Origin of the sequence: Rhodococcus sp. MEB032 (genome assembly GCF_030208925.1) — a bacterium.
GTDB classification, from domain to species: Bacteria; Actinomycetota; Actinomycetes; order Mycobacteriales; family Mycobacteriaceae; genus Rhodococcus_F; species Rhodococcus_F qingshengii.
In genome coordinates this window covers 228,836-253,924 of the sequence record NZ_JARVSY010000002.1, presented here as the reverse complement: position 1 = coordinate 253,924, position 25,089 = coordinate 228,836, and the positions used below count along the sequence as shown (strand labels likewise).

At 63.0% G+C, this 25,089-nt stretch carries 22 protein-coding genes; 12 read left to right on the top strand and 10 right to left on the bottom strand.

Translation table 11 applies throughout. The features are described from left to right. The first annotated feature begins 19 nt into the window (after positions 1-19). The 3 genes from casG to QRN54_RS03930 are packed head-to-tail and all read left to right on the top strand — an operon-like array spanning position 20 to position 4,201. Positions 20-1,681: a steroid-24-oyl-CoA synthetase gene (gene casG, locus QRN54_RS03940; protein WP_058038402.1), complete on the top strand. Its 1,662-nt coding sequence runs from the start codon at positions 20-22 to the stop codon at positions 1,679-1,681. Further along, complete coding sequence (locus QRN54_RS03935; protein ID WP_065351588.1) at positions 1,678-3,423, top strand: N-acyl-D-amino-acid deacylase family protein; 1,746 nt, start codon at positions 1,678-1,680, stop codon at positions 3,421-3,423. The genes casG and QRN54_RS03935 overlap by 4 nt, the downstream gene beginning before the upstream one ends. After that, positions 3,413-4,201 carry an SDR family NAD(P)-dependent oxidoreductase gene (locus tag QRN54_RS03930; protein ID WP_030536188.1) on the top strand — a complete coding sequence of 263 codons (789 nt, stop codon included), beginning with the start codon at positions 3,413-3,415 and terminating at the stop codon, positions 4,199-4,201. The genes QRN54_RS03935 and QRN54_RS03930 overlap by 11 nt, the downstream gene beginning before the upstream one ends. A gap of 1 nt (position 4,202) precedes the next feature. Here the strand turns inward: QRN54_RS03930 and QRN54_RS03925 are convergent, their stop codons facing one another. From QRN54_RS03925 to QRN54_RS03915, 3 genes are all read right to left on the bottom strand, one after another. Further along, positions 4,203-4,682: a carboxymuconolactone decarboxylase family protein gene (locus QRN54_RS03925; RefSeq protein WP_003943220.1), complete on the bottom strand. Its 480-nt coding sequence runs from the start codon at positions 4,680-4,682 to the stop codon at positions 4,203-4,205. After that, positions 4,679-5,803: an NAD(P)H-dependent amine dehydrogenase family protein gene (locus tag QRN54_RS03920; protein WP_030536189.1), complete on the bottom strand. Its 1,125-nt coding sequence runs from the start codon at positions 5,801-5,803 to the stop codon at positions 4,679-4,681. Before QRN54_RS03920 ends, QRN54_RS03925 begins: the two co-directional genes overlap by 4 nt. A gap of 61 nt (positions 5,804-5,864) precedes the next feature. Beyond that, the gene (locus QRN54_RS03915; RefSeq protein WP_058038404.1) at positions 5,865-6,545 is read right to left on the bottom strand and encodes an NUDIX hydrolase; all 681 of its coding nucleotides are present in this window, start codon (positions 6,543-6,545) and stop codon (positions 5,865-5,867) included. Between the two features lie 78 nt (positions 6,546-6,623). Between QRN54_RS03915 and QRN54_RS03910 the strand changes: the two genes are divergently transcribed. The 6 genes from QRN54_RS03910 to QRN54_RS03885 all read left to right on the top strand — a co-directional run bounded on the left by QRN54_RS03910 (position 6,624) and on the right by QRN54_RS03885 (position 16,671). Further along, entirely contained in the window at positions 6,624-8,561 is a 1,938-nt protein-coding gene (locus QRN54_RS03910; RefSeq protein ID WP_083056264.1) for an O-acetyl-ADP-ribose deacetylase, read from the top strand. Between the two features lie 269 nt (positions 8,562-8,830). After that, positions 8,831-9,973 (top strand): Ig-like domain-containing protein, encoded by a 1,143-nt coding sequence (locus QRN54_RS03905; protein WP_030536192.1) that lies wholly within the window; start codon positions 8,831-8,833, stop codon positions 9,971-9,973. 29 nt (positions 9,974-10,002) lie between these two features. Beyond that, positions 10,003-11,748: an Ig-like domain-containing protein gene (locus tag QRN54_RS03900; protein WP_285181622.1), complete on the top strand. Its 1,746-nt coding sequence runs from the start codon at positions 10,003-10,005 to the stop codon at positions 11,746-11,748. Between the two features lie 104 nt (positions 11,749-11,852). After that, positions 11,853-13,976 (top strand): phosphocholine-specific phospholipase C, encoded by a 2,124-nt coding sequence (locus QRN54_RS03895; RefSeq protein ID WP_285181621.1) that lies wholly within the window; start codon positions 11,853-11,855, stop codon positions 13,974-13,976. A gap of 80 nt (positions 13,977-14,056) precedes the next feature. Then, positions 14,057-15,526: a cellulase family glycosylhydrolase gene (locus QRN54_RS03890; protein ID WP_285181620.1), complete on the top strand. Its 1,470-nt coding sequence runs from the start codon at positions 14,057-14,059 to the stop codon at positions 15,524-15,526. 83 nt (positions 15,527-15,609) lie between these two features. Then, positions 15,610-16,671 (top strand): alpha/beta hydrolase, encoded by a 1,062-nt coding sequence (locus tag QRN54_RS03885; protein ID WP_285181619.1) that lies wholly within the window; start codon positions 15,610-15,612, stop codon positions 16,669-16,671. Positions 16,672-16,679: 8 nt separating this feature from the next. Here the strand turns inward: QRN54_RS03885 and QRN54_RS03880 are convergent, their stop codons facing one another. Further along, positions 16,680-17,006: a winged helix-turn-helix transcriptional regulator gene (locus QRN54_RS03880; protein WP_007730275.1), complete on the bottom strand. Its 327-nt coding sequence runs from the start codon at positions 17,004-17,006 to the stop codon at positions 16,680-16,682. A 56-nt stretch (positions 17,007-17,062) separates the two neighbouring features. Between QRN54_RS03880 and QRN54_RS03875 the strand changes: the two genes are divergently transcribed. Next, on the top strand, positions 17,063-17,947 hold the full coding sequence (locus QRN54_RS03875; RefSeq protein ID WP_058038408.1) for an SDR family oxidoreductase: 885 nt from the start codon (positions 17,063-17,065) through the stop codon (positions 17,945-17,947). A gap of 61 nt (positions 17,948-18,008) precedes the next feature. Here the strand turns inward: QRN54_RS03875 and QRN54_RS03870 are convergent, their stop codons facing one another. Beyond that, positions 18,009-18,137, bottom strand: a complete 129-nt coding sequence (locus tag QRN54_RS03870) for a hypothetical protein (RefSeq protein WP_003943237.1) — start codon at positions 18,135-18,137, stop codon at positions 18,009-18,011. Positions 18,138-18,316: 179 nt separating this feature from the next. Next, the gene (locus QRN54_RS03865) at positions 18,317-18,889 is read right to left on the bottom strand and encodes a TetR/AcrR family transcriptional regulator (RefSeq protein ID WP_050654987.1); all 573 of its coding nucleotides are present in this window, start codon (positions 18,887-18,889) and stop codon (positions 18,317-18,319) included. Between the two features lie 53 nt (positions 18,890-18,942). Here QRN54_RS03865 and QRN54_RS03860 point away from each other — a divergent pair, with 53 nt between their 5' ends. Beyond that, on the top strand, positions 18,943-19,380 hold the full coding sequence (locus QRN54_RS03860) for a DUF2867 domain-containing protein (protein ID WP_050654986.1): 438 nt from the start codon (positions 18,943-18,945) through the stop codon (positions 19,378-19,380). Here QRN54_RS03860 and QRN54_RS03855 read toward each other — a convergent pair whose 3' ends face one another. Genes QRN54_RS03855 through QRN54_RS03845 form a run of 3 tightly spaced genes read right to left on the bottom strand, consistent with a single transcriptional unit; the run spans position 19,381 to position 23,279 of the window. Continuing rightward, on the bottom strand, positions 19,381-21,006 hold the full coding sequence (locus tag QRN54_RS03855; RefSeq protein ID WP_050654985.1) for a cation:proton antiporter: 1,626 nt from the start codon (positions 21,004-21,006) through the stop codon (positions 19,381-19,383). It lies immediately after the preceding gene. Between the two features lie 39 nt (positions 21,007-21,045). Beyond that, a complete protein-coding gene (locus QRN54_RS03850) occupies positions 21,046-21,711 on the bottom strand; it encodes a YoaK family protein (RefSeq protein ID WP_285181618.1) in 666 nt (221 codons plus the stop codon). 14 nt (positions 21,712-21,725) lie between these two features. Beyond that, positions 21,726-23,279: an MBL fold metallo-hydrolase gene (locus tag QRN54_RS03845; RefSeq protein WP_285181617.1), complete on the bottom strand. Its 1,554-nt coding sequence runs from the start codon at positions 23,277-23,279 to the stop codon at positions 21,726-21,728. Positions 23,280-23,523: 244 nt separating this feature from the next. Here QRN54_RS03845 and QRN54_RS03840 point away from each other — a divergent pair, with 244 nt between their 5' ends. Then, on the top strand, positions 23,524-24,501 hold the full coding sequence (locus tag QRN54_RS03840; protein WP_003942949.1) for an ABC transporter substrate-binding protein: 978 nt from the start codon (positions 23,524-23,526) through the stop codon (positions 24,499-24,501). Positions 24,502-24,534: 33 nt separating this feature from the next. Here QRN54_RS03840 and QRN54_RS03835 read toward each other — a convergent pair whose 3' ends face one another. After that, positions 24,535-25,020: a hypothetical protein gene (locus tag QRN54_RS03835; protein WP_042922885.1), complete on the bottom strand. Its 486-nt coding sequence runs from the start codon at positions 25,018-25,020 to the stop codon at positions 24,535-24,537. Between the last annotated feature and the right edge of the window lie 69 nt (positions 25,021-25,089).

Genomic DNA, 25,089 nt, shown 5'->3' with positions numbered 1-25,089 from the left:
TCTTCGAAAGGCACTTCACGTGACTACTTCCGCTGATACACAAGCATTCATCGCGTCCGTCATGGCCGGGCTGACCGGCCCCGGTGGTCCTTTCGAGATGCAAGTCGAGGATGTACTGGGCAGTTCGATGCCCGTCATGAAGAACCGCGACAAGGCACTCGGCGACGTGCTCGCTGCATCCTTCGACTACGGATCACGCGACTATCTGGTGACCAAGGACCGACGCTTCAGCTACCTCGAGCACGGCGAGGCCGTAGCAGCATTGGCGACGGCGCTGCGCGAGCGGTACGGCGTCCGCAAGGGTGATCGGGTCGGCATACTTGCTGCCAATACGCCGGAATGGGTGATGACCTTCTGGGCGGCTCAGTCCCTCGGTGCCATCGCCGTCGGATTCAACTCGTGGTGGGTGGCCCGCGAGGTGGCGTACGGCATCGATCACACCACCCCTACAGTGGTGATCGCCGACGCCAAACGCGCGCAGATTCTTTCCGAACTGAACACCGATGTTCCCGTGCTCACGATGGAAGAAGATCTACCTACCTTGTTGGAGAAGTATTCGGGTTCTGCACTGCCCCGCACGTCCGTCGACGAGGACGATCCGGCCGTCATCCTGTACACGAGCGGAACCAGCGGCCGCCCCAAGGGGGCTGTTCACAGTCACCGAAACGTGTTGGCCGTCATCGACTACCACCGCTACAGCGATCGCCTCGCTGCGGCGTTCACCGGCAAACCCAGCGACGGCCGACCGAGTGACTTGCGGTATCTGCTGACCGCGCCGCTGTTTCACATTGCAAGCCTGCATAACCTGGCGATCCCACGACTCGCGACGGGCGGAGCGGTGGTCATCCATCAGGGCGCCTTCGACGTCGACGAAGTCCTTTCCCTCGTCGAACGCGAGAAGGTCACCAACTGGGCGGTCGTACCCACCATGGCAACCCGTCTCCTCGAGTACGGCAGTCTCGAGAAGTACGACCTGACCTCACTGAGGGCTTTTGCACTCGCGTCTGCACCGTCATCTCCGGCCTTGCAGGACCGCCTGCGCGCACGCCTGCCTTTTGCGCAGCACACCTTGGTCGACAGCTACGGGCTCACCGAATCCTCCACCGGCATTTCAGTTGCCACACCACCGGAACTTGCCGCGTTCCCCGGAACTCTCGGCCGGCCGATCATCGGGGTGAGCGTGGAGGTGCGCGACCCCTTCGGTGTTGCAGTCCCCGACGGCGAGGAAGGTGAGATCTGTGCGCGCAGCGCCTATGTGATGTTGGGGTACTGGAACGACGAGACCGCGACTGCAGCCGCTATCGGTCCTGATCGATGGCTCCGAACCGGCGACTTCGGAGTGTTCGAGGACGGCCGACTCCGCCTGACGGGTCGCCGATCCGACCTGATCCTGCGCGGCGGCGAGAACGTCTACCCTCTCGAAATCGAGCAGACCATCGACGAGCATCCCGCCGTACTCGAATGCGCTGTGATCGGCATTGATTCGGCAGACCTCGGCCAAGAAGTTGCAGCCGTCGTCGTTTTGCGGAGTGAGGGAGCCGCCGGCGAAGAAGAACTACGCGACTACGTCGCCGAACGACTGGCTTACTTCAAGGTGCCGGTGAAGTGGAAACTGAGCACAACTCCTCTGCCCCGCAATGCAACCGGAAAAACGATACGTGCAAAGGTGGTTCTCTCATGACCTACGACGCCGTGATCAACAACGGTCTGTGGTTCGACGGCACCGGGGCCAAACCAGCTGTCCGCAATCTGGGTATCCGCGATGGGTTGGTTACTGCCATCTCCCTCGATCCACTCGACGAAACCGACTGTCCCCGTGTCATCGACGCGAGGCGCAAGTGGGTGATCCCGGGCATCGTGGACATCCACACTCACTACGACGTCGAGATCCTCGAAGGCCCGGCGCTGAGCGAATCTCTCAGACACGGGGTCACGTCGATCTTTGTCGGATCGTGTTCCCTGTCCACCATTCACGCCAGCCCCTCCGACGCGGGTGATCTCTTCGGCAGAGTAGAGGCAATTCCGCGTAAGCACGTCGTCGACGCACTCAACCGTGCCAAGACCTGGAACTCTGCGAGCGAGTATGTTGCTGCACTAGAGGCGCTTCCGCTAGGTCCCAACGTTGCAGCCTTCATCGGACACTCCGATATGCGGGCCGCCGAGATGGGACTGGATCGTGCTACCAGGAAGGACGTCCATCCCACAGACGCCGAACTCGCGTCGATGGAAGCACAGTTGACCGAAGCTCTCGACGCAGGATTCGTCGGGATGTCCAGTCAGCAATTGTTGTTCGACAAACTCGACGGCGAGACCTGCCGCTCACGCACGCTGCCGTCGACGTATGCAACCACGAAAGAACGACGCCGACTCAATGCGATCCTGCGCCGTCGGGGACGGGTATTTCAGGCCGGACCTGACCTCTCCAACCCGATGAGTACCGGAGCGATGGCGTTCTCCAGCGCGGGTATCTGGCGTAAGCGACTCAAGACGAGCATGCTTTCGGCGGCCGACATCAAGTCCAACAAGTTGGCCGTGGTGATACTCGGCCCACTGGCACACTTGGTCAATCGACTCGGCGGCGACCTGCGCTGGCAGCACCTACCAGTTCCCTTCGAGGTATATGCCGACGGCATCGACCTGGTTGTCTTCGAGGAGTTCGGATCCGGCGCTGCAGCACTGCATCTGACCGACGAGATGGAACGCAACGTCCTCATGCAGAGCGAGGATTACCGTCGACAATTCCGCAAGGACTACGACCAGAAGTTCGGTGTCAAAGTTTGGCATCGCGATTTCTTCGACGCCGAGATCGTGTCCTGCCCCGACGAATCCCTGGTCGGCAAGAGCTTCGGGCAGGTCGGCGTCGAACGTGGCGGCCTCCACCCTGTCGATGCATTCCTGGATCTGGTCCTCGAACACGGCACGAAAGTGCGTTGGCGCACAACCATCTCGAACCACCGGCCGGAGGTTCTGGACAAGTTCGCCCAGGACAATGGCGTCCAACTCGGGTTCTCCGACGCCGGAGCGCATTTGCGCAACATGGCGTTCTACAACTTCGGCTTACGCCTACTACGACGTGTCTACGATGCCCAAAAGGTCGGCCGTCCGTTCATGACCGTCGAGGCAGCGGTGCATCGTCTCACCGGTGAACTCGCCGAGTGGTACGACGTCGATGCCGGGCACCTTCGATTAGGTGATCGCGCCGACCTGGTTGTGATCGATCCCGCTCATCTCGACGATTCGCTCGACGCGTACGCGGAAAGCCCGGTTGTGGAGTACGACAACCTCTCCCGCATGGTCAATCGCAACGACCAGACCGTCACCGCAGTGTTCGTCGGCGGCGAGTACGTCTTCGGCGACGGAGAAGCAGCACCCGTTCTCGGCAACCGCCGAACCGGAAAGTTCTTGAAAGCAGGTGCCCATTAACACGTCCAGATTTGCCGGGAAAACAGCAGTCGTCACTGGAGCAGCATCAGGTATCGGTGCAGCCATCGCACTAAGGCTTATCGACGAAGGCGCACAGGTAGCTGGAATCGACATCGCTGCAGAGGGTTTGAAAGAGATAGCCTCCCAGCACGGCGGGGCCTTCCTCGCCGTTCCCACTGACGTCACCAAGGAATCCGATGTTGCCGAGGCCCTTGCCGCGGCGGCGGCGGAATTCGGCGGTATCGATCTGGCTTTCAACGTTGCCGGTGCGTCGAGGGTGGGGCAGATCGTCGACCTCGACGAGGCCGACTGGGACTTCACCATCGACCTGGTGCAGAAGGGCGTCTTCCTCTGCACCAAACATGAAGCGCGGCATATCCGAGAGCATGGTCGCGGTGGTGCGATAGTCAACGTGTCCTCATTGAACGCGCACGTGCCGAGCCCCTACGGGAGCGCATACGCGACAGGCAAAGCCGGAGTCGAGATGTTCAGCAAGAATGCCGCGATCGAACTGGCTGCGTCGGGGATCCGGGTCAATGCCGTTCTACCCGGCCTGGTCGACACGCCACTGGTCGCGCCGGTCATGAACTACGAACCCGCCCGCGACATGTTTCTCAGCCGAATCCCCATGTCCCGAGCAGCAACTCCCGACGAGATCGCGGGCCCCTGCCTCTATCTCGCCAGCGACGACGCCTCGTACATCACCGGAACCAGTCTGGTCGTCGACGGCGGCTGGGAGGTCTCGAACTACCCGGATCTGACGACGCTGGGCAACTAGTTCAGTTGCCGGGCAACACACATTGAGTATCGAGGCCGAGGACGTGGTTGAGCCTGCCGAAGGCCAACCACGATCCGAGGCACATGCTCAACTCGACGATTTCTCGCTGGGAGTAGTGAGCTGTCATGCGTTCCCAGAACTCGTCGTCGAGCCCGTGGTGGTCGAGGGCGTATCTCTCGGCGTATTCGGCAGCGAGGCGCGTCCTGTCGTCGAAGGCATCGGTGGTGCGCCAGTCGGTGACAGACTGATCGAACGTCGACTCCACAGTCTCGCCGTCACGCTCGGTGCGCCAGTCCTGACAGAAGATGCACCCGTTGATCTGAGCGATCCGAAGCCTGGCCGCCTCGAACTCGCGGAGTCCGAGAGTGCCGTCCGTGTAGACCTTTTGGGAGAACCCGGCGGCCGCGGGTCCGATGCCGGGGACCATCTCTCCCCACACGTAGCCGATCGGATTCTTGCCTTCGGGTATGTCGATATTCATGTGAGTACCTCCGAGTTTCGGGCACCGAGCTTGCCGACGCCGGGTGTGAGCGGAACGTCCAGCGCGTCGTAGAGACCGGGTTCAGCCTGACGTAGCCAGGGAATTGCGTTGACGAGACGTCCTACGGCCGTGGCATTTCCACCGGCCGCGCGATTTCCACCTTCATCGGTGGCTTCGACGTTGATCTCGATTCGTGGTCGTCCTTCGACGATCACCTTGTGCGCGCCGTCGCCGCCGTCGGGCGGGAGCGGCCAGTCGCGGGCACAAGACGGATGAATACGCGTGACGTGTTCGATCACGATCAGGGGTTCCCCGCCGACGATTCCCTGAACCTCGAATCGCAGTGCGCCTTGGGTGCCGGCCGCGAACTCCCCCATATGTTCGGTCGACACGGTTTCCTCGAGCGGGCGGCGCAGCAAGGTCTCGCGGATCTCGTCGAGTTCCACCCCGAGTGCCCGCGCGATGAGCCGAATCTGCCCGCCCCAGACCATGGTGGGTACGGTCGGCGCGACCATGGGAGGTTCGTAGTCCATCGGCTGACCCATCCCGATCAGGTAGCGGACAGAATCCGGCTGTTCGTAGGTCGTGTAGTCGAAGATTTCCTGACACCGGATCTGGTCGATTGTCCCCGCGAGCCCGCTGACGAGAATCGGCAGGATGTCGTTGCCCCAGCCTGGGTCGATACCGGAGACGAACAGAGCGCCGCCGCCCGCCTTGGCAGCAGCTTCGACGGGATCACGAAGTTCGGGAGGCGCAGATTTCGGGTCGTACAGCGCATATACCGACGGCGTGACCACCACAGCTCCGGCGGCCAGTGCCCGCGTGATGTCGGCAACCGCGTCGTCGGGCCGAATGTCGCCGGACGCCGCGTAGACCACCGCGCCGGGAGACGCTGCGAGCACGGCATCGGCGTCGTCGGTAGCCGCGACGCCCAGGTGCACTCCCAGATCGGCGAGGTCACCGGCGTCTCGCCCGACCTTCTCGGGGTTCGCAACGATGACGCCGACAAGTTCGAGGGCCGGATTGGCTGTCACAGCGCGAATCGATGCACGCCCGACGTTGCCGGTACCCCACACGACAGTCGGAATCTTGGACTCGGCTTCATTCGAAACTGCACCCATCAATCGGACATTACCCAGCTCAGCGCGTCAGGTCAGCAGAACTGCAAGAATTCGTTTCACTTCATCCGGTCAAAAATGCCATTGCCTGCGCAGTCAGTGCGCCGTCACCCCGCCTCCGGTACGTCTCGGCGGGTCGGCCGTTACCTGGTCTGCTCATCTCGCCGGTACTTTCGAGCGCGTCGAACACCTGCCGGCGGAAGCTGTCCTTCTGGAACGGACGATCGAAGATCACCTCGTAGAGTCCCCGAAGTTCGGCGACGGTGAACGTCCCGCCCGACAATCCGTCCGGATCCACGTACGACGCATACCTCGTGCGTAGGTCCGTGACCGCGAGTCGCACCATGTCGGCGTGATCGAATGCGAGTCCGCTCACTGCCTCGTCGTCGTACACATCGACGAGAAGCGCCGAATCGGGCAGTGCCGATTCCGGTAGGCAAGCCGTGTGTGCGACCGACAAAACCCATCCACGGTCGTCGCGGTCCGGTCGGTCGAAGATCGCCAACTGGTGGAAGCTCGTCTGGGCCAACTCTGCCTTGACCGACAGGGCACGATCGGCTGCGGCCGTGAGCAATTCGCGTTCGTGCAGAAATGTTCCCGGTAGCGCCAGCGCACCGAGACGGTGCCGAACCACCAGAACTTTCAGAGATCCACCGCTGTACGTCAGCACCGCGACGTCCACTGCCACAGACGGACGCGGATAGTCCGTCAATCCCTTACCGCTCGTGCCTGTCCATTTATTCACCCTTGCATGTTATCTCAAACATGATCTATGGTTAGCGCAAAGTTGATCAAACGATCATCGCGAACCGAAGAGGTGGCCATGAAACTCACCGCACAGCAGTCCGATCGAGCGGCCGGCGTTCTGCTCGGCACCGCAGCAGGAGACGCGCTCGGCGCCGGCTACGAATTCACCTACCCGAAGGCCGAGGTCACGATCGACATGATCGGTGGCGGCCCGTTCGACTGGGCGCCGGGAGAATGGACCGACGACACCTCGATGGCAGTTGCGATCGCCGAGGTGGCCGCTACCGGAATCGACATCGGAAGCGCTGACGGTCTCGATGCCATTGCAGCACAGTTCATCCGGTGGTACGACTCGAAGCCCGCGGACATCGGCAACCAGACGCGAGCAGTGTTGTCCGTCCGCTCCGAAAGCGCAGCGGCGATGGCGGATTGTGCGCGAGCGATCAGCGGCCGCAAGGCCGGCAACGGCTCGCTCATGCGGACTGCTCCCGTCGCCCTCTCCTACTTGGACGATGCAGAAGGTGCCAGGTCGGCAGCGCACCGGATCAGTTCACTCACGCACGACGACCCGCGTGCCGGACAGGCGTGCGAGTTGTGGACCCATGCCATCCGCCATGCCGTTGCCTCCGGCAACTTCGACGGTGTTCGCGGCTTCCTCTCCGTTGCCGATCAGGACGTCGCCGAATACTGGGGCCCGCTGCTCGATCAGGCCGAAACCGGGAACCCGCAGGACTTCTCCAAGAACGGTTGGGTGGTGCATGCACTTCAGACTGCTTGGTGGGCAATCACTTCCACGGACAATGGCGATGCTCGCCACCTCCAGTACGCATTGGAAGCGGCAGTAAGAGCCGGCGGGGACACCGACACGACGGCGGCCATCGCGGGTGGCCTCCTCGGCGCCCGCTGGGGAGCGTCGGCGGTTCCCGCCCGTTGGCGCCGAATCATGCATGGCTGGCCGGGATACCGTTCCTCCGATCTGATTCGCCTGGCAATAAAGACTGCTCGCGGCGGTACCGACGACAAGAACGGATGGCCGTCGACGGCAGAACTCGACTACTCGAGGTTTCGCGGAACCCACCACCTGACGACGCACCCGCACGACGACGGCGTCATGCTCGGCGGCGTCGATGCGGTGTCCACTGCAGACTACGACGCCGTGGTCAGCCTGTGCCGCATGGGAACACGACAGGTCGCCCCTGATCACGTCGAGTTCTGGTTGGTCGACGACGGTCACGATTCCAACGCCAACCTCGAGTTCGTTCTCGACGACGCAGCGCGCACCGTCCAGGCGTTGCGGGCCGAGGGAAAGCGCGTACTCCTCCATTGCGTTCAGGCGCACAGTCGCACGCCGTCGGTTGCAGCGCGATACTCGATGTTGATCGGACGTGACCCCTACGACGTACGCTCGGCTATGCCGTGGGCTCGCCCGAAGCGTGAACTCTGGAACACGGCAGTCGGAAACGCGTCCGTCGGACACACAGCCGTCGGATACACAGGAGGATCCATGCCCGCTATTACAGTCGTCGAAGGTGACATCACGACGCTGACCGTCGACGCCATCGTCAATGCGGCCAACTCCAGGCTCCTCGGCGGCGGCGGTGTCGACGGCGCGATCCACCGTGCCGGGGGACCGGAGATCCTGAAGGCTTGCGAGGTATTGCGCAACACCAGCCTTCCCGACGGCCTGCCGGTGGGTGCGGCCGTAGCCACCACCGCCGGAAAGCTGCACGCCAAGGCCGTGATTCACACCGTCGGCCCGAGGTATTCGCGCTCCGAGGACCGTTCCGGTCTGCTTCGGTCGGCGTACACCCGCAGCCTCGCCGTGGCCGACTCGATCGGCGCCCGTACCGTCGCCTTTCCGTTGATCTCGGCAGGGGTCTACGGCTGGCCGAAGGAAGATGCCGTCCGACAGGCCGTTTCAGCGATTCGCGCGGCGAAGACCGAGGTCGAGACGGTCACACTGGTCGCATTCAACAAGGAGACGGCAGACCTGATGCGCCGCGCGATCGCCTGACCGTTTACCGGGCCCACTTCACGCTACGTTAAAGCACTGCAGAGCGGTCGGAGAAGTGGAGAAATTTCACCGGTTGGACGTTTGTCCAACAATTTGTCCGAATCGCATATTCTGCGGCTCGCTCTGTGTTCTACTCCTCTCCAGGGTTTGAGCTGGTGGTGAGCAAACGACGAGACGCATTCGATTCTCTGTCAGCTCGAGGCCGGTTACCGGACCCGGCTTCAAGCCGAGAGCTCGATCTTGTCGAGCGCTACTCAAGGAGAATGTGAATGGTGTCGACGTTGATGCGCCGAGGAGTGGGGGTGGCCGCGTCGTTGACCGGATGCGTTGCCCTCGTGATCGGCGGAGCCGGAGTCTCGTCCGCCGCTGATGTGGACCTTCCGTTCACGGCATCGTGCCACGGGTGGCAGTTCCCCGGACCGATCACGCACAACGAGACGCGTGATTCCGGCGTCACGATCAGTGCGCCGGCCGTGGTCCCGCCGAACTCCACCTTCACATACCGCCTCGCGCCCAAGCCGATGACGGTCCCCAAGGACGGTTACGACCTCAGGTCCGTCGTGAACTGGACGCGTCTCAAGTTCGATTTCGACATCCCTGCAGGCACCTCCTACGTGGGGGCGCAGATCGTGGCCGGCACCAGCTCGAATCTGGGTGGGGTCGCCCCGACGATCACGCGGGTGAACGATGCCGGTTCACCCGATCCGAATGGGACGCATCTTCGTATCTCCGGCAACAACATCACGGCGGGCAACGGACCCAACACCGACGACAACGGCGGCGGCGGAATCGAGGTCGGTGGAGGAAAGACGTTCCAGCTCCCGGCAGTCGACGTCACCGTCACGTCAGGGGCTGTCGGCACCCAGATCAAGCCCATGCTGCGCGTGTCCGACTCCAACTCGGGTTCCTACGACAGTGCCGCCAACTACCTGACCTTCCTGCAGCAGGAGACCCTGCTCGGCGGCGTCAAATACTGGCTGACCACCAATTGCTCACCACGCGACAATCGTTCGGCCGGATTGAACGCCGGCGGCCGGCCGCTCGCCGTGATCAACGTCGACTCCAGCCTCGCTCAGACACAGACGCGAATCGACGCACCCGGTAAGGCCGTCGTCGGTGACTCCGTGGAACTGACGGCAACGGTCACTCCGTGGCCGTCAGGAGGAACAGTGCAGTTCCGTGACGGAGGGGTCGACCTCGGCGCTCCGGTGGCCGTCGTCAACGGCGTCGCGAAGGCCAACCGCACGATGACAACAGCGGGCGACCACAACATCACGGCGTACTACACGGGATCGGCCGGTTTCATGGAGTCGATGTCGGGCGCCGTGACGATCAACGTCGTCGAACCGTCCGAGCCCGAGCCTGGCACCGGTAGCCTCGGCAGCCTTGGTACCCCCGGATTCGGGTCGTGAAAACTGTGAACAGAAACCAGGATTCGACGATGAACTCGAAACTCCTACGCGGCTCTGCGATTGCAACCGTCTCGGTACTGGCCGGCGGCTTGTTCTCCATCGTCGGCGGCGGGATCGCCTCGGCTGCCCCCGAGACCAAGAGCGTGGCCTTCACAACTGCATGCCATGTGCGCGAGATGGACGGTGTGGCAAGCCCGATCACGTTCAACGAGACACTCGGCTCGGGAGTCACCATCACCGCGCCGACCACCGCGGCACCAGGTGAGACCGTCACCTACCGCGTGCAGCCGAACGAGATGAAGACAAACAGCGGCGGCCATGCCAGCCGTGGAGTCGTGCATTGGGCCCGGATCAAGTACGACTTCGACATCCCGTCCGGCGTCGAATTCGTGAGTTCCCAGCTTGTGGCGGACAGTGCGTACGGCCTCGGATCCGACAGTGCCACTCCGACAGTCACACGGATCGACGACGGCGGTAATCCATCGGCATCCGGTACGCACCTGCGTATCTCCGGATCGAATCGAACCACCGGAAACGGTCCGTCCTCCGCAGTTCGATCGAGTGACGGCATCATCGTCGGTGCCAACACCAAGTTCCGACTCCCCGCAGTCGACGTCACGGTCAAAGCCGGTGCGGCCGGTACCGAGATCAAGCCTTCGCTGAGGGTTTCCGATCCCGGTTCCGCCAACTACGACGACGACCGAAATGCGCTCACATTCGTCCAGCGCGAAAAGGATGTCTTCACAGTCAACTACTGGGAGCGCTACAACTGCTCCCCGCGGGACAACAGGAACTCCGGCCTCAACGCCGGTGGGCAGGCCCTGACCACCATCTACGTCAGCCAACCGACAACCACCACAATCCAGATGCCCGGCTCGATCCAAGCCAGCACACCGACCGAGCTTGTCGCAAAGGTGGATCCGGCTCCGGTCAACGGAAACGTGCAGTTCAGGGTGGACGGCGCCGACGTCGGTACACCGGTCACTCCGGGCGCCGACGGCACTGCCCGGCTACCGCATACCTTCTTCACCGCCGGAACCGCGCGGGTCTCCGCAACGTTCCAGGGAGTCAACGGATTCCAGAGTTCCAACTCGACCGAGGCAATGGTCACGGTGACTGCCGCACCTGTCGTCAAGCAGACCGACACTGCCGTGAACGTTCCTACCGATGCGAAGACTGGCATATCGGTGTCGCTGAGGGCGCAGGTCACGCCGACACCCGCCGGTGGCACTCTCCAGTTCAAGGACGGCGCTGCAGATATCGGCGCTCCGATCCCGGTGGGCGCTGACGGCAAAGCCACTCTGGAACATGCCTTCACCTCGTCTGGATCTCATGCCGTCTCGGCCTACTACTCCGGCGCAACAGGATTCATGCCGTCGATGGCATCCGCTCAAACGGTCACCGTGTCTGATCCCGCACCGTCCGATGTCACCACCTCGACCTCACTGGCAGCTCCCGCGACGACCAAGCAGAATGTCGCGGCAGAACTGTCCGCGACGGTCACCCCCAACCCCGGCGGGGGCTCGGTTCAGTTCTACGACGGCGACCAACCCATCGGACAGCCCGTTGTCGTCGGAGTCGATGGAGTGGCGCGACTGACGCACACTTTCGCATCGACGGGCGATCATCGGATCAAGGCGTCATACGCCGGGCGAAGTGGATTCACACAGTCCGCGTCGGACGAATCCGTCGTCAAGGTTTCTGCTGCGCCTGACGACGGCGGGAACGGCGGTTCGGGCAGCCTCGGTTCACTGGGCGGTCTCTTCGGTTCCTGATCGAATTCTTCTCGACGCTGTTGCCGCTGCACCGATTCGGAGCAGCGGCAGCAGCCTGTTGCGGCCGTGGTCATAGAACTGATTGATTTATCGATGGAGCACAAGTGTCCAGGAATTCTCTTTCTCGACGGTCGTTTCTCGCCGCCGGGGTCGGTGCAACTGCAGTCGCCGCTACTTCCCTTCTCCCGCCGTCGCTTCAGCGTGTACTGGCGACACCCGTCAACTCCGGCGGGCTCGATTCGATCGAGCATGTTGTCCTCGTCATGCAGGAGAACCGATCTTTCGATCACTACTACGGCGCACTGAGGGGTGTTCGCGGATTCGGGGATCCGAATGCGCTGCGTCTGCGCGGCGGCCACAGCGTCTTCGAACAACCCGGTCCTACCGGTCCTGTGCTCCCCTTCCCCATCCGCGATTCCGCTGCGGCACAACGCATGGACACCCAGAACGTGACCGGACTCGACCACAGCTGGGCGGGCGGACATGCCGCACTCGCCGACGGCTGGCACGACGGTTGGATCGCGGCAAAAACCAGTACGACAATGGCGTACTACGACCGGCAAGACATCCCGTTCCATTACGAACTGGCGGACGCGTTCACGATCTGCGACGCCTACCACTGCTCCGTACCGACATCGACGAGCCCCAACCGGAACTATTGGGTCTCTGGATACACCGGATACGAGCCACTTTCGCCTAATCCGACCGAGTCGGTCCTGCCTTCGGATCCACCCGGTCCCGGGGGACGAGCTGTAACCAATGCGGCCTACAACCCCTGGCACGCCGGCTACGGATGGACGACGGTTCCCGAGCGGTTGCAGTCCGCCGGCATTTCCTGGAAGACCTACCAGGAGTGGGACAACTTCGGAGACAACAACCTCGAATACTTCACTGCCTTCAAGAAAGTGGCGGCAGGGCTGCTTGGTCGGCCAAGCCTGCTCCCCTACGAAATCCAGACCTTGGCCGGGTTCTATCTCGCCCTGCCGTCGATGCCGGCGCCGGTCCAGGACGCAGCGGTACTGGCCCTCGAGAATGCTGCAGACCAACTGGCGCCTGCTGATCGCCAACTCTACGATCGCGCACTGTACCGATCCCGGCCCGGCACACTGGCCGCCGAGTTCAGGAAGGACGTCGAGTCGGGCCGACTGCCGCAAGTCAGTTATCTCGTTCCGTCCGAGGTGGATTCGGAGCATCCATCGGGTTCGTCACCTGCGGCGAGCGCAACACTGCTCTATCAAGTACTCGACGCCATCGCGTCCGATCCGGATCTGTGGGCGAAGACGGCCGTGATCGTCAACTTCGACGAGAACGACGGGTACTTCGACCATGTACCGCCACCTCGACCGCCGCGCTCGGTCGAAGCCGAATGGGTCGGCAATCAGCCGCTCGGTCTCGGCCCGCGGGTGCCGATGACGATTATCTCGCCGTGGACTGTTGGCGGTTTCGTTTGTTCACAAGTATTCGACCACACGTCCGTCACGCAGTTCCTGGAGACGCGGTTCGGAATCACGCAAACGGAAATCGACCCGTGGCGACGCACGGTGAGTGGCGACCTGACGTCGGCGTTCGACTTCGCCAACCCGCGTAGCCGGCCGACGTTGGCGCGCCCGCAACCCACACCGCCGCTGGAACCGCGATGGACGCCAACACCTCCCACCGAACAGAGAATGCCCCTGCAGGAAAGCGGCACTCGACCAGCACGGGCCCTTCCCTATCAGCCCGACGCCTACACGACGGTGAACCCGGAAACCGGCTCGTTGACGGTCCATCTGGTCAATGCCGGTGCCGCATCAACTCACCTGGCCTTGTACCCGTACGCAGGTGAGTTCGACGAGCCACGGCATTACGACCTCCTGGGCGAGGTCGATGACACCGTTGCGCTCAGTGATCGCGTCTACAGCCTGACCCTGTTGGGTCCCAATGGTTTCAGGCGCGAGTTCAGTGGAGCTACAGACAGTGCGGCAGCCTCGCTCGACGTCTCGACAACCATCGACGCAGGGACGCGCGCGCTTGTACTGACCGCGAACAATTCCGGAAGTCGTGCACTCTCCGTCGACGTCGACGGAGACCGACGGAAGCTCGCTGCCGGCGCACGCGGCCGGTGGGCGGTGGCGTCGGTGGACGGCTGGTATCAGGCCATCGTGACGGTCGACGAAGATCCTGAATTCAAGCGCGTGCTCGTCGGACACATCGAAAACGGGCGGACCAGTGTAAGCCAACCGACGTGAATCGACACCGAGCGTTCAAGCCCAGGGCCGAATCCCCATTCGGACAAGTCAATCCATCCACACACCCAGAAGGAGTTTCCGTGCGTCGTATCCCGCTCTCAGCACTGATAGTCGCGGGCTCACTGATACTGGGCGGCGGAATTGCCGCGGCTCAGGGCAGCCTGCCCACGTCGGGGAGCGCCGATGGCACGTCGGTGCCACCGTCGTACCTGACCGACGACGCCGGGCGCTCCTTGATCCTGCGAGGGTTCAACACGGCGTCGAGCGCAAAAAGCGCACCCGACGGCATGCCGAAGTTCACCGAAGCCGATCTCGAGCGCGAACATGCCGACATGGGAACAAATTTCGTGCGTTTCCTGATCTCCTGGCGTTCGGTGGAGCCAGAGCCGGGACAGTACGACCAGGAATATCTGGACCGCGTCGAGGACCGAGTCAGCTGGTACGCCGAGCGCGGCTACAAGGTCATGCTCGACATGCATCAGGACGTCTACTCCGGCGCGATCACACCAGAGGGCAACAGTGGCAACGGCGCCGGCAACATCGGCAACGGCGCGCCGGCCTGGGCGACCTACATGGACGGCCTTCCGGTCAGCCCTCAAGACCGGTGGGAGCTGTACTACGTCCAACCCGGTGTGATGCGTGCATTCGACAACTTCTGGAACACCACCGGCCAACATCCCGAACTGGTCGAGCACTACGCGAACGCCTGGCAGGCGGTGGCCGAACGTTTTGCAGGCAATGACACCGTCGTGGCATACGACCTGATGAACGAGCCGTGGGGCGGTTCCCTCCAAGGCCCCGCCTTCGAAGGTGGGCCCCTCGCTGCCCTGTATCAGCGAACCACCAACGCCATCAGGGAAGTTGATCAGGACAGCTGGGTGTGTGTGGCCCCGCAGGCCGTCGGCGTCAACCAAGGTGTCCCCAGCGGGCTCACGAAGATCAACGACCCACGAGCCGGCGAACAGCGAATCGCCTACTGCCCACACCTGTACCCGCTGCCCCTCGACCTCGGTGACGGATACTCCGGCCTCTCACGCACACTCACCGACGCGACCATCGACACCTGGCGCGACAGCGTCGAACACATCGCAGGCAACGTACTCGGCGGCGTTCCGATCATTCTCGGCGAATTCGGGCTCGACACAACACTGCCCGGCGCAACCGACTACATCGACCGCGTCTACACGACCGCCCGAGAACTCGGCGCGGGTGTCTCCTACTGGTCCAGTGATCCAGGTCCTTGGGGCCCGTACCTGCCGGACGGATCGCAGACACTCCTCGTCGACACCCTGAACAAGCCGTATCCGCGTGCCGTCGCGGGCACACCCACCGAATGGTCCTCGACCGTTGACCGCCTTCAGCTGACGTTCACCCCGAACCCCGCAGTGACGGCACCGACCGAGATCTACCTACCCGAAAGCGGCTTTCCCGGCGGCGTCGACGTCGCGGGCGCCGACATCGTGAACTGGAACCCCCAAAGCCGTCTTCTCACAGTGGAAACCGCGGACGGCGCGGGTCCCGTCACGGTCACGGTAACGCCGGCAAACTGACCGCGAGCGCCGAGATTCCTGGATATTTGTCCGGTTCTTTCGTAACGTACAAGCGACGGGTGATCGGCCGACGGAAGGCGACTATGTCCACGGAGAAGATGTCTGTCCAAGATCGTGTTGCGCGGGTGGTGCTCGATGTCGTCGGCGCCTTACCGACCGGCGCGCAGCGCATTCTCGGTGGCAAGCCGAAGGAGATCGACGGGCAGACTCTGCACCCCGAGATCCAGCTTGCACTGCGGTTGCTCTCAGCGGTCGAAGGTACAAGCTTCGAGCATCTTCCGGTCGAAGAGGGACGGGCTCAGATCGCCGCCGAATCGCGACTGTTCGGCGGTACGCCCATCGACATCGAGACGGTACGTGACCTCGAGATCCCGGCCGGGGATCACGCGATTCCGGCTCGGCTGTATCGCCCGGCCGGAGTCTCAACGCCCGCTCCACTTTTGGTGTACTTCCACGGCGGCGGGTTCGTCCTCGGCAGCCTCGAGAGCGGCGACAGTGTGTGCCGCTTCCTGGCCCGCCACGGCGAGGTCAGTGTGTTGTCGGTGGACTACCGGTTAGCACCGGAGTTCCCGTTCCCCGCCGGGGTCGATGACGCCGTCGCCGCATTCCGGTACTGCGTCGAGCATGCCACAGATCTGGGTGCAGATCCGAAATCCATTGCGGTAGGCGGAGACAGCGCGGGTGGGAACTTGGCTGCCGTCGTCGCGCAGTCCACGACCGAAGACGACGTCAAGCCCGCATATCAGCTACTCTTCTTTCCCTGGGTGGACCTTTCGTCGAAGCGCCCTTCGCACAAGATGTTCGGCACCGACTTCTTTCTCACCGACGCCCAACTCGATTGGTATGCGGCCCATTACCTGTCGGGCGGCGCTTCGGCCCTCGACCCGCGAGTCTCCCCGCTGCTCACTCCGGACCTGGCCGGCCTACCACCCGCGTACGTTGCCGTCGCCGGTTTCGACCCACTACGCGACGAGGGTGAGGAATACGCGAACCGGCTGCGAGAGGCCGGAGTCCCGGTTGCACTCAGGCGTCACAGTGGATTGATCCATGCCTTCGTCAACACCACCGGTGTCGGCCATACCGGTCAAGATGCGATGTTCGAGGCCTGCGGCGCTCTGCGGGTTGGACTTTCGGGCCCGCACTGAGGGCAGGGTCACGAAACGGGGAGTGCCAGATCCGCCCACTCGACCATCGCTTCGAGCACGGAGCGCAGTTCCATCCCCGTCGCGGTGAGTTCGTACTCCACTCGCGGCGGCACCTCGGCGTAGGCAGTCCGGGTCACCAGATCGAACTCCTCGAATCGCTTGAGTCTGGCGGACAGTGTCCTGGGACTGATGCCGGGCAATGCGCGTCGTAGTTCCGTGAAGCGCATCGGGCCGTGCGTGAGCTCACGAACGATCAGCGTTGCCCACGGTCCGTCCAGAACCAGCAGAAAGCGCGCGACGCCGCACTCCGGAAGCTCGTGACCTGATTCACTCATCGATTCCCCATTAGTTCACTTGAAGTAACTGGTTCCCAATCTGAACTATAGGCGTCATGACTTACACAGTGCATGGCGCCACCGGCGCACAGGGTTCTCCCGTTCTCGCGGGATTGGTCGCGGCTCTCGCTGGATCGACAGGTGCCGAAGTCCGAGCAATCACCCGCAACCCCGACCAGACGTTCGAGGGTGCGAACACCGTCGTCGCGGACAATGCGTCAGTCGACTCTCTCGCCGACGCTTATCGCGGGGTAGACGGGGTGTTCTTCCACCTGCCACTCGCCGGTGACACCGAGACGCTAGCTGGTTACGCCCACAACGTTCTGGCAGCAGCAAGAGTGACAGGTCCTTCGCGGTTCGTGATCTCTACCAGCGGCACGGTGACCCGCGACGCTACTTCGCCGCTTGCCGGTCCCAACACACCCGTTCTCTCCGAGCTCGTCGACGGACTCCGCGCCGAAGGTATCGCGGTGACCGTCCTGACCCCGCGTTTGTTCCTCGAGAATCTTCTTCTGCCCACCGTGCTGTCGGGGGTGAAAGACGAAGGGGTCCTGCGTTACCCACTGCGTGCCGATCTCGCGGTCGCATGGAGTTCACATCTCGACGTCGCTGATGCAGCCGTTGCGGCCCTGACTCTCGACGTAGCACCGGACGCGGTCGACATCGGACAGATTCCGGCGATCACCGGCATCGAACTGGCCGAGGCATTCGCCGAACACTTCTCGCGCGCGGTAACTTTCGAAGCCGTGACGCCCGATGCCTTCGGTGCGTCGATTGCGCCGATCATCGGAGGGGGCGCAGCAGCCGGGGTTTCCCAGCTCTACACGGGACTCGAATCTGCCGACAGCGTCGCGTTCGACTCCGCGACGGGTTCTGCCGTTGCCTTGGGCATCGTCGCCCGCAGCACCCGGGCCTGGCTGGTAGATCTCGGAGTGAACTGACCGGAGCAACGCAATCGGCCGGCTCCGCGAAGTATCGCGTGGAGCCGGCCGATTTCCGGGGTTACCGGTGCGTGCGGGTCTTCAACTGGCGGTTCAGCTGCCGACTCCCGAAGTCCAGACCGGCACCGTCACTGGTGGCCAGCACGGTGAGTCCAGCGGCGACCAGCAACGAAATAAGCACAACGCTCATGGTGAGTCACCTTTCTTCCTGTCGTGAAACGGTTTTGCGCCTCCGGGAAATGTCGACATATCCGGCACCCCACTTCAGCTGACCTCAAAGTATCTGTAACTATGGGTTACGCGCAATGTGTGGTCCCTCACCTGAAAGCGCAGGGTGATGCGCAGATCACGCTGCGTTCGACGGCGGACTTACCTGGCCAGAACCATATTCACGAACTCGTCGGCGAGCGCCTGAGCGTCCGCACCGCTGCCAGGAACCACATCGGGCGCACTGTGTACCAATTGCATCTGCCCCAGGTACATCGAATAGGCAAGTACGCCACGATGTTCCGCTTTCTGCCTGTCCATCCCCAGATCGACCAACAACGTCACGATGTAGGTAACTCGACGCTCGGTGACACGTCGAACCGCCGCCGAAACCAAAGGATGGCCGATCCCGGCAAGCAGTTCCAACTCCGCACGGCGACCGGCCAATCCGGTCGTGACCGAATCCACCAGACGACGCAACCTCACCTCCGCCGGTTCACCAGAGGACTCGACGGAGGAGATCAGTCTCTCGGTTGCCAAAACTTCCCACCGGCCGAGCGCAGCTTGCAGCAATTCGTCGCGGTTGGCGAAGTGCCAATAAAAGGAACCCTTGGTCGATCCGAGCGTGCGCGCCACCTTTTCCACTGCAACCGCATCAGGCCCATGGCTTGTCAGAGCCTGGAAAGCTGCATCGATCCACTGGTCACGAGAGAGTCGGGCGCGGGCATTCGTCACCTCCGTACGGTACCGTATGGGTAAGTTCCATACGGCACCGTACGGAGGACGAAATGACACTCGCTTTCAAGGCAATGCCTGCACCGGACTGGGCAGAAGCCACCACGATCACCATCCCGGCTGTTCCGACCCATACATCCGAGGAGTGGGCGCAGGCAGTCTTCGACGTCAGGAATGTCCCCGCACCCGTCCTCGCGATGTTCTGGCTCAGGGAGCGGATAGTCGGACTGCTCGGCATCGCCAAGGGACGCCCCGACACCTTTGCCGTCGACAAGATCGCCGACGGCGAGGCCCTCATCGAAGCGGACGAGAAACACCTACGATTCGTCGCCTCGGTTCAGGCCGACAACGACGCCGGCCTCCTGCACGTCGTCACCGCCGTGGAGCTGAAGAACCGCGCGGGTCGAATCTACTTCGCCCCCGTTCAGGTACTGCACGGCGTGATCACGCGGGCAATGATGACGTCTGCTCGAAAGCGCCTGTGCACGTGATCAACCGTCCGGGCCGCCCCTGAGTTCGAGACTGATCTGATCGGCATCCAGCGCGGCAAGTGCCGATCCGAGCATCCGTGCGTCGAACACGCCATCGTCACGTGCGTCGAGCAGTGCCTGACGCTGCGCTTCGATCACGTCGAGGCGGATCCTCTTCTTCGACCGACCCTCTGGCGGAACGACACTCGCAGCAGCATCTTCGAGGAGGTCGAGCAACCTGCGATGCTCGTCTAGTTCGGATTCGGTGAGGTCCTGCGCTGCCGGACCGGTCGCCACTACGACGCGCTTCAACGTCCCACCCTGAAGGATCAACGAGCCTGCTGCCACCAGGAACGCAACCAAGATCAGGAGCGATCGACTCGGGGTGTCTTCCGGCAGAGTCTGCGCTGCAGCCAGAGTGACCGCCCCGCGCATGCCGGCCCAGATGACGATCGTGCCTTCACGCCATCCCAACGGCGCAGCGAGGTAGTAGTCGATATCGGCAACCGTCCGCCGAACCCGAACCTTGAACCTTTCCATCTGATTCGCCGAAGGTGCCCGGCGCCTGCTGCGTCGTTCGTCTGGCGGGTAATCCTCGGGATTGTCGAGGCGATTCGCGATGTCGGAGAGTCTGGGTTTCATGCGTTCACGAAAATTCGCCCGCGCTTGGAGCGCTCGCAGGAGCGGGGCCACGTACAGAGCCCGCACCAAGATCGTGAGGAACAGTGCACCCGCCGCCACGAAGACCGCCGTGGATATGCCCTCGTGGTCGACCCGGACATCGTCGACTATCGACGAGAGTTCAAGGCCCATCACCAGGAAGATCGCACCTTCGAGGACCAATTCGACTGTGCGCCAGTTCTGGGAGTCGGACAACCGGTGTCGCGGTGACAGCTTCCGAGGAGCGTCGTAGCCGGTGACGAGCCCGGCCACGACTGCAGCAACCAACCCTGACGCACCCAACTCTTCGGCGGGGATCGCCGCCAGAAACGGCACCGTGAACGAGATGACCGTGTTGACCGTCGAATCGGTGACACGGGCGCGAACCATCAGGTTGACCTTGCCGACGACAACTCCGATGACCGCGGCCACGACGACGGCAAAAGCGAACTTGCCCAACACACTCCACAGCGACACCGATGCGGCGGCCCCGGCGATGGCAGTACGCAACAGAACCAGAGCGGTGGCGTCGTTGAGCAGGCTTTCGCCTTCGAGGATCGACACCACCCGCGGCGAGACCGGGAGTTTCTTGACGATGGACGTCGCGACGGCATCCGTCGGGCTCACGATCGCACCGAGTGCAATGCCCCACCAGATACCGAGTCCTGGTATCACCCAGGAGAAGAACACACCGAGAACAAGCGCACTCACGACCACGAGCAGAACGGAAAGCCCACCGATGGCACCGAACTCACGCCGAAACTCCATCGACGGCATCGAGACCGAGGCGGAGTACAGCAGTGGCGGAAGCACGCCTGCCAGAATCCATTCCGGGTCGATGTCCACTGCTGGGACAAATGGTAAGAGGCTGACAACGATCCCGGCCATCACCAGAATCAACGGTGCTGCGACTCCGATCCGCGCTCCGAGCGTCGAGGCCGCGACGATTCCGAGCAGTCCGAGCACCACGATGATCAGAGCATCCACTGCTTCCCCCTGTACCCCCGGATTTGTGTCTGGCTCTTTCTACACCTTTGCCGGAGACGGGGGCGAGACCTGCCAGGCAACGGCGATCAGAACAACCGTGAACGCCGATGCGGGCCACAGAGCGTGAAGACCGATCCACCGATGAACGAGCGCACCGACCACCGCGCCCGCGATCAACCCCGCGCACATCCCGAAGTGCTGCAGCCACGCCCACTTCGGGCCACCCAGAAAGGCTCCGGTCAGACGCTGGCCCATCTTGACCAGCGCACCGGTCATGTACGTGACACCGATCGTCACCTCGCCGTCGCGCTGGAACACCGAGTTGACGGCTCCCATCGCCAAGGCCATCGCCGAGATCGCGCCGGGGGTGACGTCGAGGCTGCTCATCACCGAACCGATGGACAGCAGCCCGGCTACAACCGCGAGCACCGTGACCTTGCGAGCCCGGACCGAATAGCGCTCCGTGAAGTGGGTGACGACGGTTCCCAGCGCGATTCCCAGGAGGAAGAGCACGATGATTCCGCCGGCAACTCTCGCGGTCGCCCACACCCCGTCGGCAAATGCGACGCTCGCCTGCGTCATGTTGCCGCTCATGAACGAAACGAAAGGCCCACCGAGCGTGATGAATCCGAGCGCGTCGACGTAACCGGCCAACCCGGCGAGCGCTGTCGCCAGGCCGATCAGCGACCTGCTGTATCCCGTCACCCGACGAGCTCGGTTCAGCTCAGCTTGCTGGTGCGCAGCTCGTGGCCCTTGGACGTCTTGCAGCGGCCGGTCTCGAGATCCCACTGCCAGCCGTGCAGATCGCAGGTGAGGTTGGTGCCGTCGACGACACCGAACTTCGACAGGTCCGCCTTGAGGTGGGGGCAACGACGCTGAATCTCGTACCCGCCCAACTCGATAGACGCGCTGTCGTCGTGGGCCTCGGCGAACCAGCCGTCGGCGTACGCGATGCGCTCGTCGGTGAGGCACTTGAAGAACGTGTAGAGGAATTCGTTGTACCCACCGATGCGCCACGCCGTGAAGCGTGTCGACAGGAAGATGGTGTTGACCCAGTCGGGCTCGTCGTCGCGCAGAATGGTGCGAACCAGTTCGGGAGCGATGCGGAAGCCGTAGCGGTACTTACCTTCTCCGTCGATGGGCTCACGAACGATCCGCTTCGGGAAGTCGAGGACGACCGTCTCCTCTCCCATCACGAGTCCGACGGGGTAGCCGATTCCGTCGCAGATCAGATCGGACTGAGCCATGATCGGCTCGAACTTGGCCTTGAGACCGTCGAGCAGCGGCTCGCCTTCGGCCGGAGCCCACGTGGCCTTCTGCGCGGCGATGACCGGTGCCATCTTCTGCGCCATCTTCTCGATGTACTCGGCCTTGTTGGAGAAGATCTTGTCGACGTCTGCGTCCGGGATGGGATGCGTCAGCGCGACCTTCTCGCTTCCGCGAAGTTCGACGGCCGAGCCGGGGATCATCAGCAGACCACGATCGTTGCCGTTGATGCGCATCTGCTCGAGGAACGTGATCTGGTCGGGGAAGATGTTTCCCTCGTCGCCGTGATCGTCGTTGAGGTAACGCAGGTCGTCGTCGAGGAAGACCGGCGGGCCGGCCGACGGGACAACCCAGGCAGCGTCGACCTGGGAGATGTAGTTGCGGCAGCGGTCCATGCCACGCTGACGCTTCTGCTTGCCGAAGTTGCGCTTGGTGCCCTTCGGGATGTCGTAGACCATCGGGTACCAGATCGCGCCCGAGTACTGCAGCAGATGGATGTCGACCTTCCCGAAGGCGTCGGTCAGCGGGTCCAGGTCGACGGGCCTGGCGTCGTTCATGTTGAAACAGGTGGTTTCCCCGTCCGAGACGACGAGGCCCGAGTCACCGATCGGACCGTCCGCGGGAGCGCGCAGAGCGATGATCATGATGTCGAGATCGCCCTTGGGACCGCTGATGGTGTGCTTGACGGAGTCTTCCGTCTCGAAGAACTTGTGGAAGCCGAGCTTCTCGAGTTCACGCTTGAGGTCCGGCACCGGGTAATCGGGGAGCAGGACTGTGGCGTCCTTGTTGACGTGCGCGATCAGATTCTTCGGATCGAAGTGGTCCTTGTGCAGGTGCGAGACGTAGAGGTAGTCGCAGTTGCCCAGCGCGTCCCAGTCCAACTCTGTGTTGTCGGGGAACGGCACCCAGGACGCAAAATACGTCGGGGTCACCCATGGATCACACAGGATGGATCCGGCCTCGGTCTGGATGTGAAATCCTGCGTGGCCGACGCTGGTGATCTGCATTGCAACCTCCGAAATCGTACTGCTGGTCAACTCAGCATAGTCGGCGCGATCAGGGCCAAATCGCGATCGAGGAGGCGGCCGGTTGTGACGTCATGCACGTCAGAGGTCGAAAGTGGGTTGTGAATCAGACCTGCCGGTGACGCGGACAACACTCTCTGTGCTGGCGTGTTCGCCGTATTTCTTGGCGTTCGCGGGAGCTGTTTCAGCATTCCCGAAGACAGCCCCTAAGGCTAACCTAACAAGCATGACTCGACTCCTTTCTCCCTCCACGACCGATCGCGACTACTGGGCGATCGTGGACAACCTGACGCGACGCGGTTTCTTCGGCGTCGGCGCGGGCGTCGCTGCGGCCGCGTTTCTCGCCGCGTGCGGCAGCACGGAAAGTTCGACGCCCGAGAACGCGGAGACCTTCGAGTTCACGCGCGGCGACGAGAAGCTGATCATTCCGACGGACCCACAGAACGTCGTTGCCCTCGATCCGCGGGACGGCCTCGAATTGTCGATCCTCGCCGGATACCCGGTGACCGCCTACCCGACCGGCGCAGCCGAACACCTGCGCCGTGAGGTCCCGGATGCCACGGGTGTCGAGATCTTCGCCGAAGGTGCTTCCGATCCCAACTTCGAATACATCTCGACTCTCGGCGCCGACCTTCTCGTCCTCAGCGCCGGCTGGTGGGACACCGGGTCGTACGGCAACGACCGGATGCAGCAGATCGCACCGGTCCTGCCCGTCGGCAAGGACTTCACCCCGGAGTGGCGGAAGGTCATGTCGGACTTCCTCACCGGCATCGGGCGCAGCGATCGCGCCGAAGAAGTACTCGCCGAGTACGACGCCCATGTAGCTCAGGTCCGCCCGACCGTCGAACCGCTGATGGCCGGCAAGAAGGTTGCCTTCGTCGCCGCCGCGGAGGATCAGATCGCGTGGTTCCAGAACGATTTCCGCACCGCCGTCGCCGAGGACCTGGGATTCGAGGTGCTCCGTGAAGGCCCCGACCTTCGCGTGATGCTCGGATCGGAGCAGTTCAACCGTCTCGAAGAAGCCGACGTCATCTTCGCCTTGGATCGCAGCGCCTCCGGCAGCGTGTACACCTCGCCGACGTGGCAGCGTCTGCCCGCCGCGCAGGCTGGTCGAGTGATTCCCTTCGACTACTACAAGGCCGCGGGATACGCCTTGACCGCCAAGGTTCTCGTCGACGACTTGGCGGCCGGGGTCAAGCGGTAGAACCCGACCTTCGTCAACCCGACGGGGCCCCGATCATTCGGCACCGGCGGCTCGTCCTGTCACGCGGTCCCGAAACTCGCGGAACGCTTGGAAACCACCGGTGAGCGCCCGCGCCAGTTCCTCGGCGCTGTCGACCCAGACGACGTCCTCCAACTCGGAAACGTCGTCGGGCTCGTGATTGCGCTGGGGAACGAGAAACGTCGGGTCACCCTGAGGGTTGACGATCAGGAACCCAGCCGCCGCGCAGAGGTCGTAGACGAACGCGCACTCGGCAGGCGACAGCGTCGCGTGGAAGATTCCACCACTGAGTGGATCGCTCTGCTCGAGCGAGTCGAGATGAAGGTCGGAGAAGGCCCCGTCGATCGTCAATGCCCTGTCGTCACGGTCGACGATCTCGCCTCCGTACGGGCTCTCGACCACGCGCAGCCCGTGCTGATCGAGGAAAGCGGCGACCGCTGCCCGATCAACATCGAGTTGCACGTCCTTCGTCACCCGCATGAAGTGCAGCGAGAAACCCATCGATCCCCCTCGTCCATTCGCGACGCACGTGATGCGCTCGCCAGTACCTCGACAGCCGAGAAGCGTCAA

Bases quoted from the DNA above. Each gene is read 5' to 3' on its own strand.
- QRN54_RS03935 (WP_065351588.1), top strand. From the start codon at position 1,678: ATGACCTACGACGCCGTGATCAACAACGGTCTGTGGTTCGACGGCACC.
- QRN54_RS03925 (WP_003943220.1), bottom strand. From the start codon at position 4,682: ATGAATATCGACATACCCGAAGGCAAGAATCCGATCGGCTACGTGTGG.
- QRN54_RS03920 (WP_030536189.1), bottom strand. From the start codon at position 5,803: ATGGGTGCAGTTTCGAATGAAGCCGAGTCCAAGATTCCGACTGTCGTG.
- QRN54_RS03910 (WP_083056264.1), top strand. From the start codon at position 6,624: ATGAAACTCACCGCACAGCAGTCCGATCGAGCGGCCGGCGTTCTGCTC.
- QRN54_RS03905 (WP_030536192.1), top strand. From the start codon at position 8,831: ATGGTGTCGACGTTGATGCGCCGAGGAGTGGGGGTGGCCGCGTCGTTG.
- QRN54_RS03900 (WP_285181622.1), top strand. From the start codon at position 10,003: ATGAACTCGAAACTCCTACGCGGCTCTGCGATTGCAACCGTCTCGGTA.
- QRN54_RS03885 (WP_285181619.1), top strand. From the start codon at position 15,610: ATGTCCACGGAGAAGATGTCTGTCCAAGATCGTGTTGCGCGGGTGGTG.
- QRN54_RS03880 (WP_007730275.1), bottom strand. From the start codon at position 17,006: ATGAGTGAATCAGGTCACGAGCTTCCGGAGTGCGGCGTCGCGCGCTTT.
- QRN54_RS03875 (WP_058038408.1), top strand. From the start codon at position 17,063: ATGACTTACACAGTGCATGGCGCCACCGGCGCACAGGGTTCTCCCGTT.
- QRN54_RS03870 (WP_003943237.1), bottom strand. From the start codon at position 18,137: ATGAGCGTTGTGCTTATTTCGTTGCTGGTCGCCGCTGGACTCACCGTG.
- QRN54_RS03860 (WP_050654986.1), top strand. From the start codon at position 18,943: ATGACACTCGCTTTCAAGGCAATGCCTGCACCGGACTGGGCAGAAGCC.
- QRN54_RS03845 (WP_285181617.1), bottom strand. From the start codon at position 23,279: ATGCAGATCACCAGCGTCGGCCACGCAGGATTTCACATCCAGACCGAG.
- QRN54_RS03840 (WP_003942949.1), top strand. From the start codon at position 23,524: ATGACTCGACTCCTTTCTCCCTCCACGACCGATCGCGACTACTGGGCG.
- QRN54_RS03835 (WP_042922885.1), bottom strand. From the start codon at position 25,020: ATGGGTTTCTCGCTGCACTTCATGCGGGTGACGAAGGACGTGCAACTC.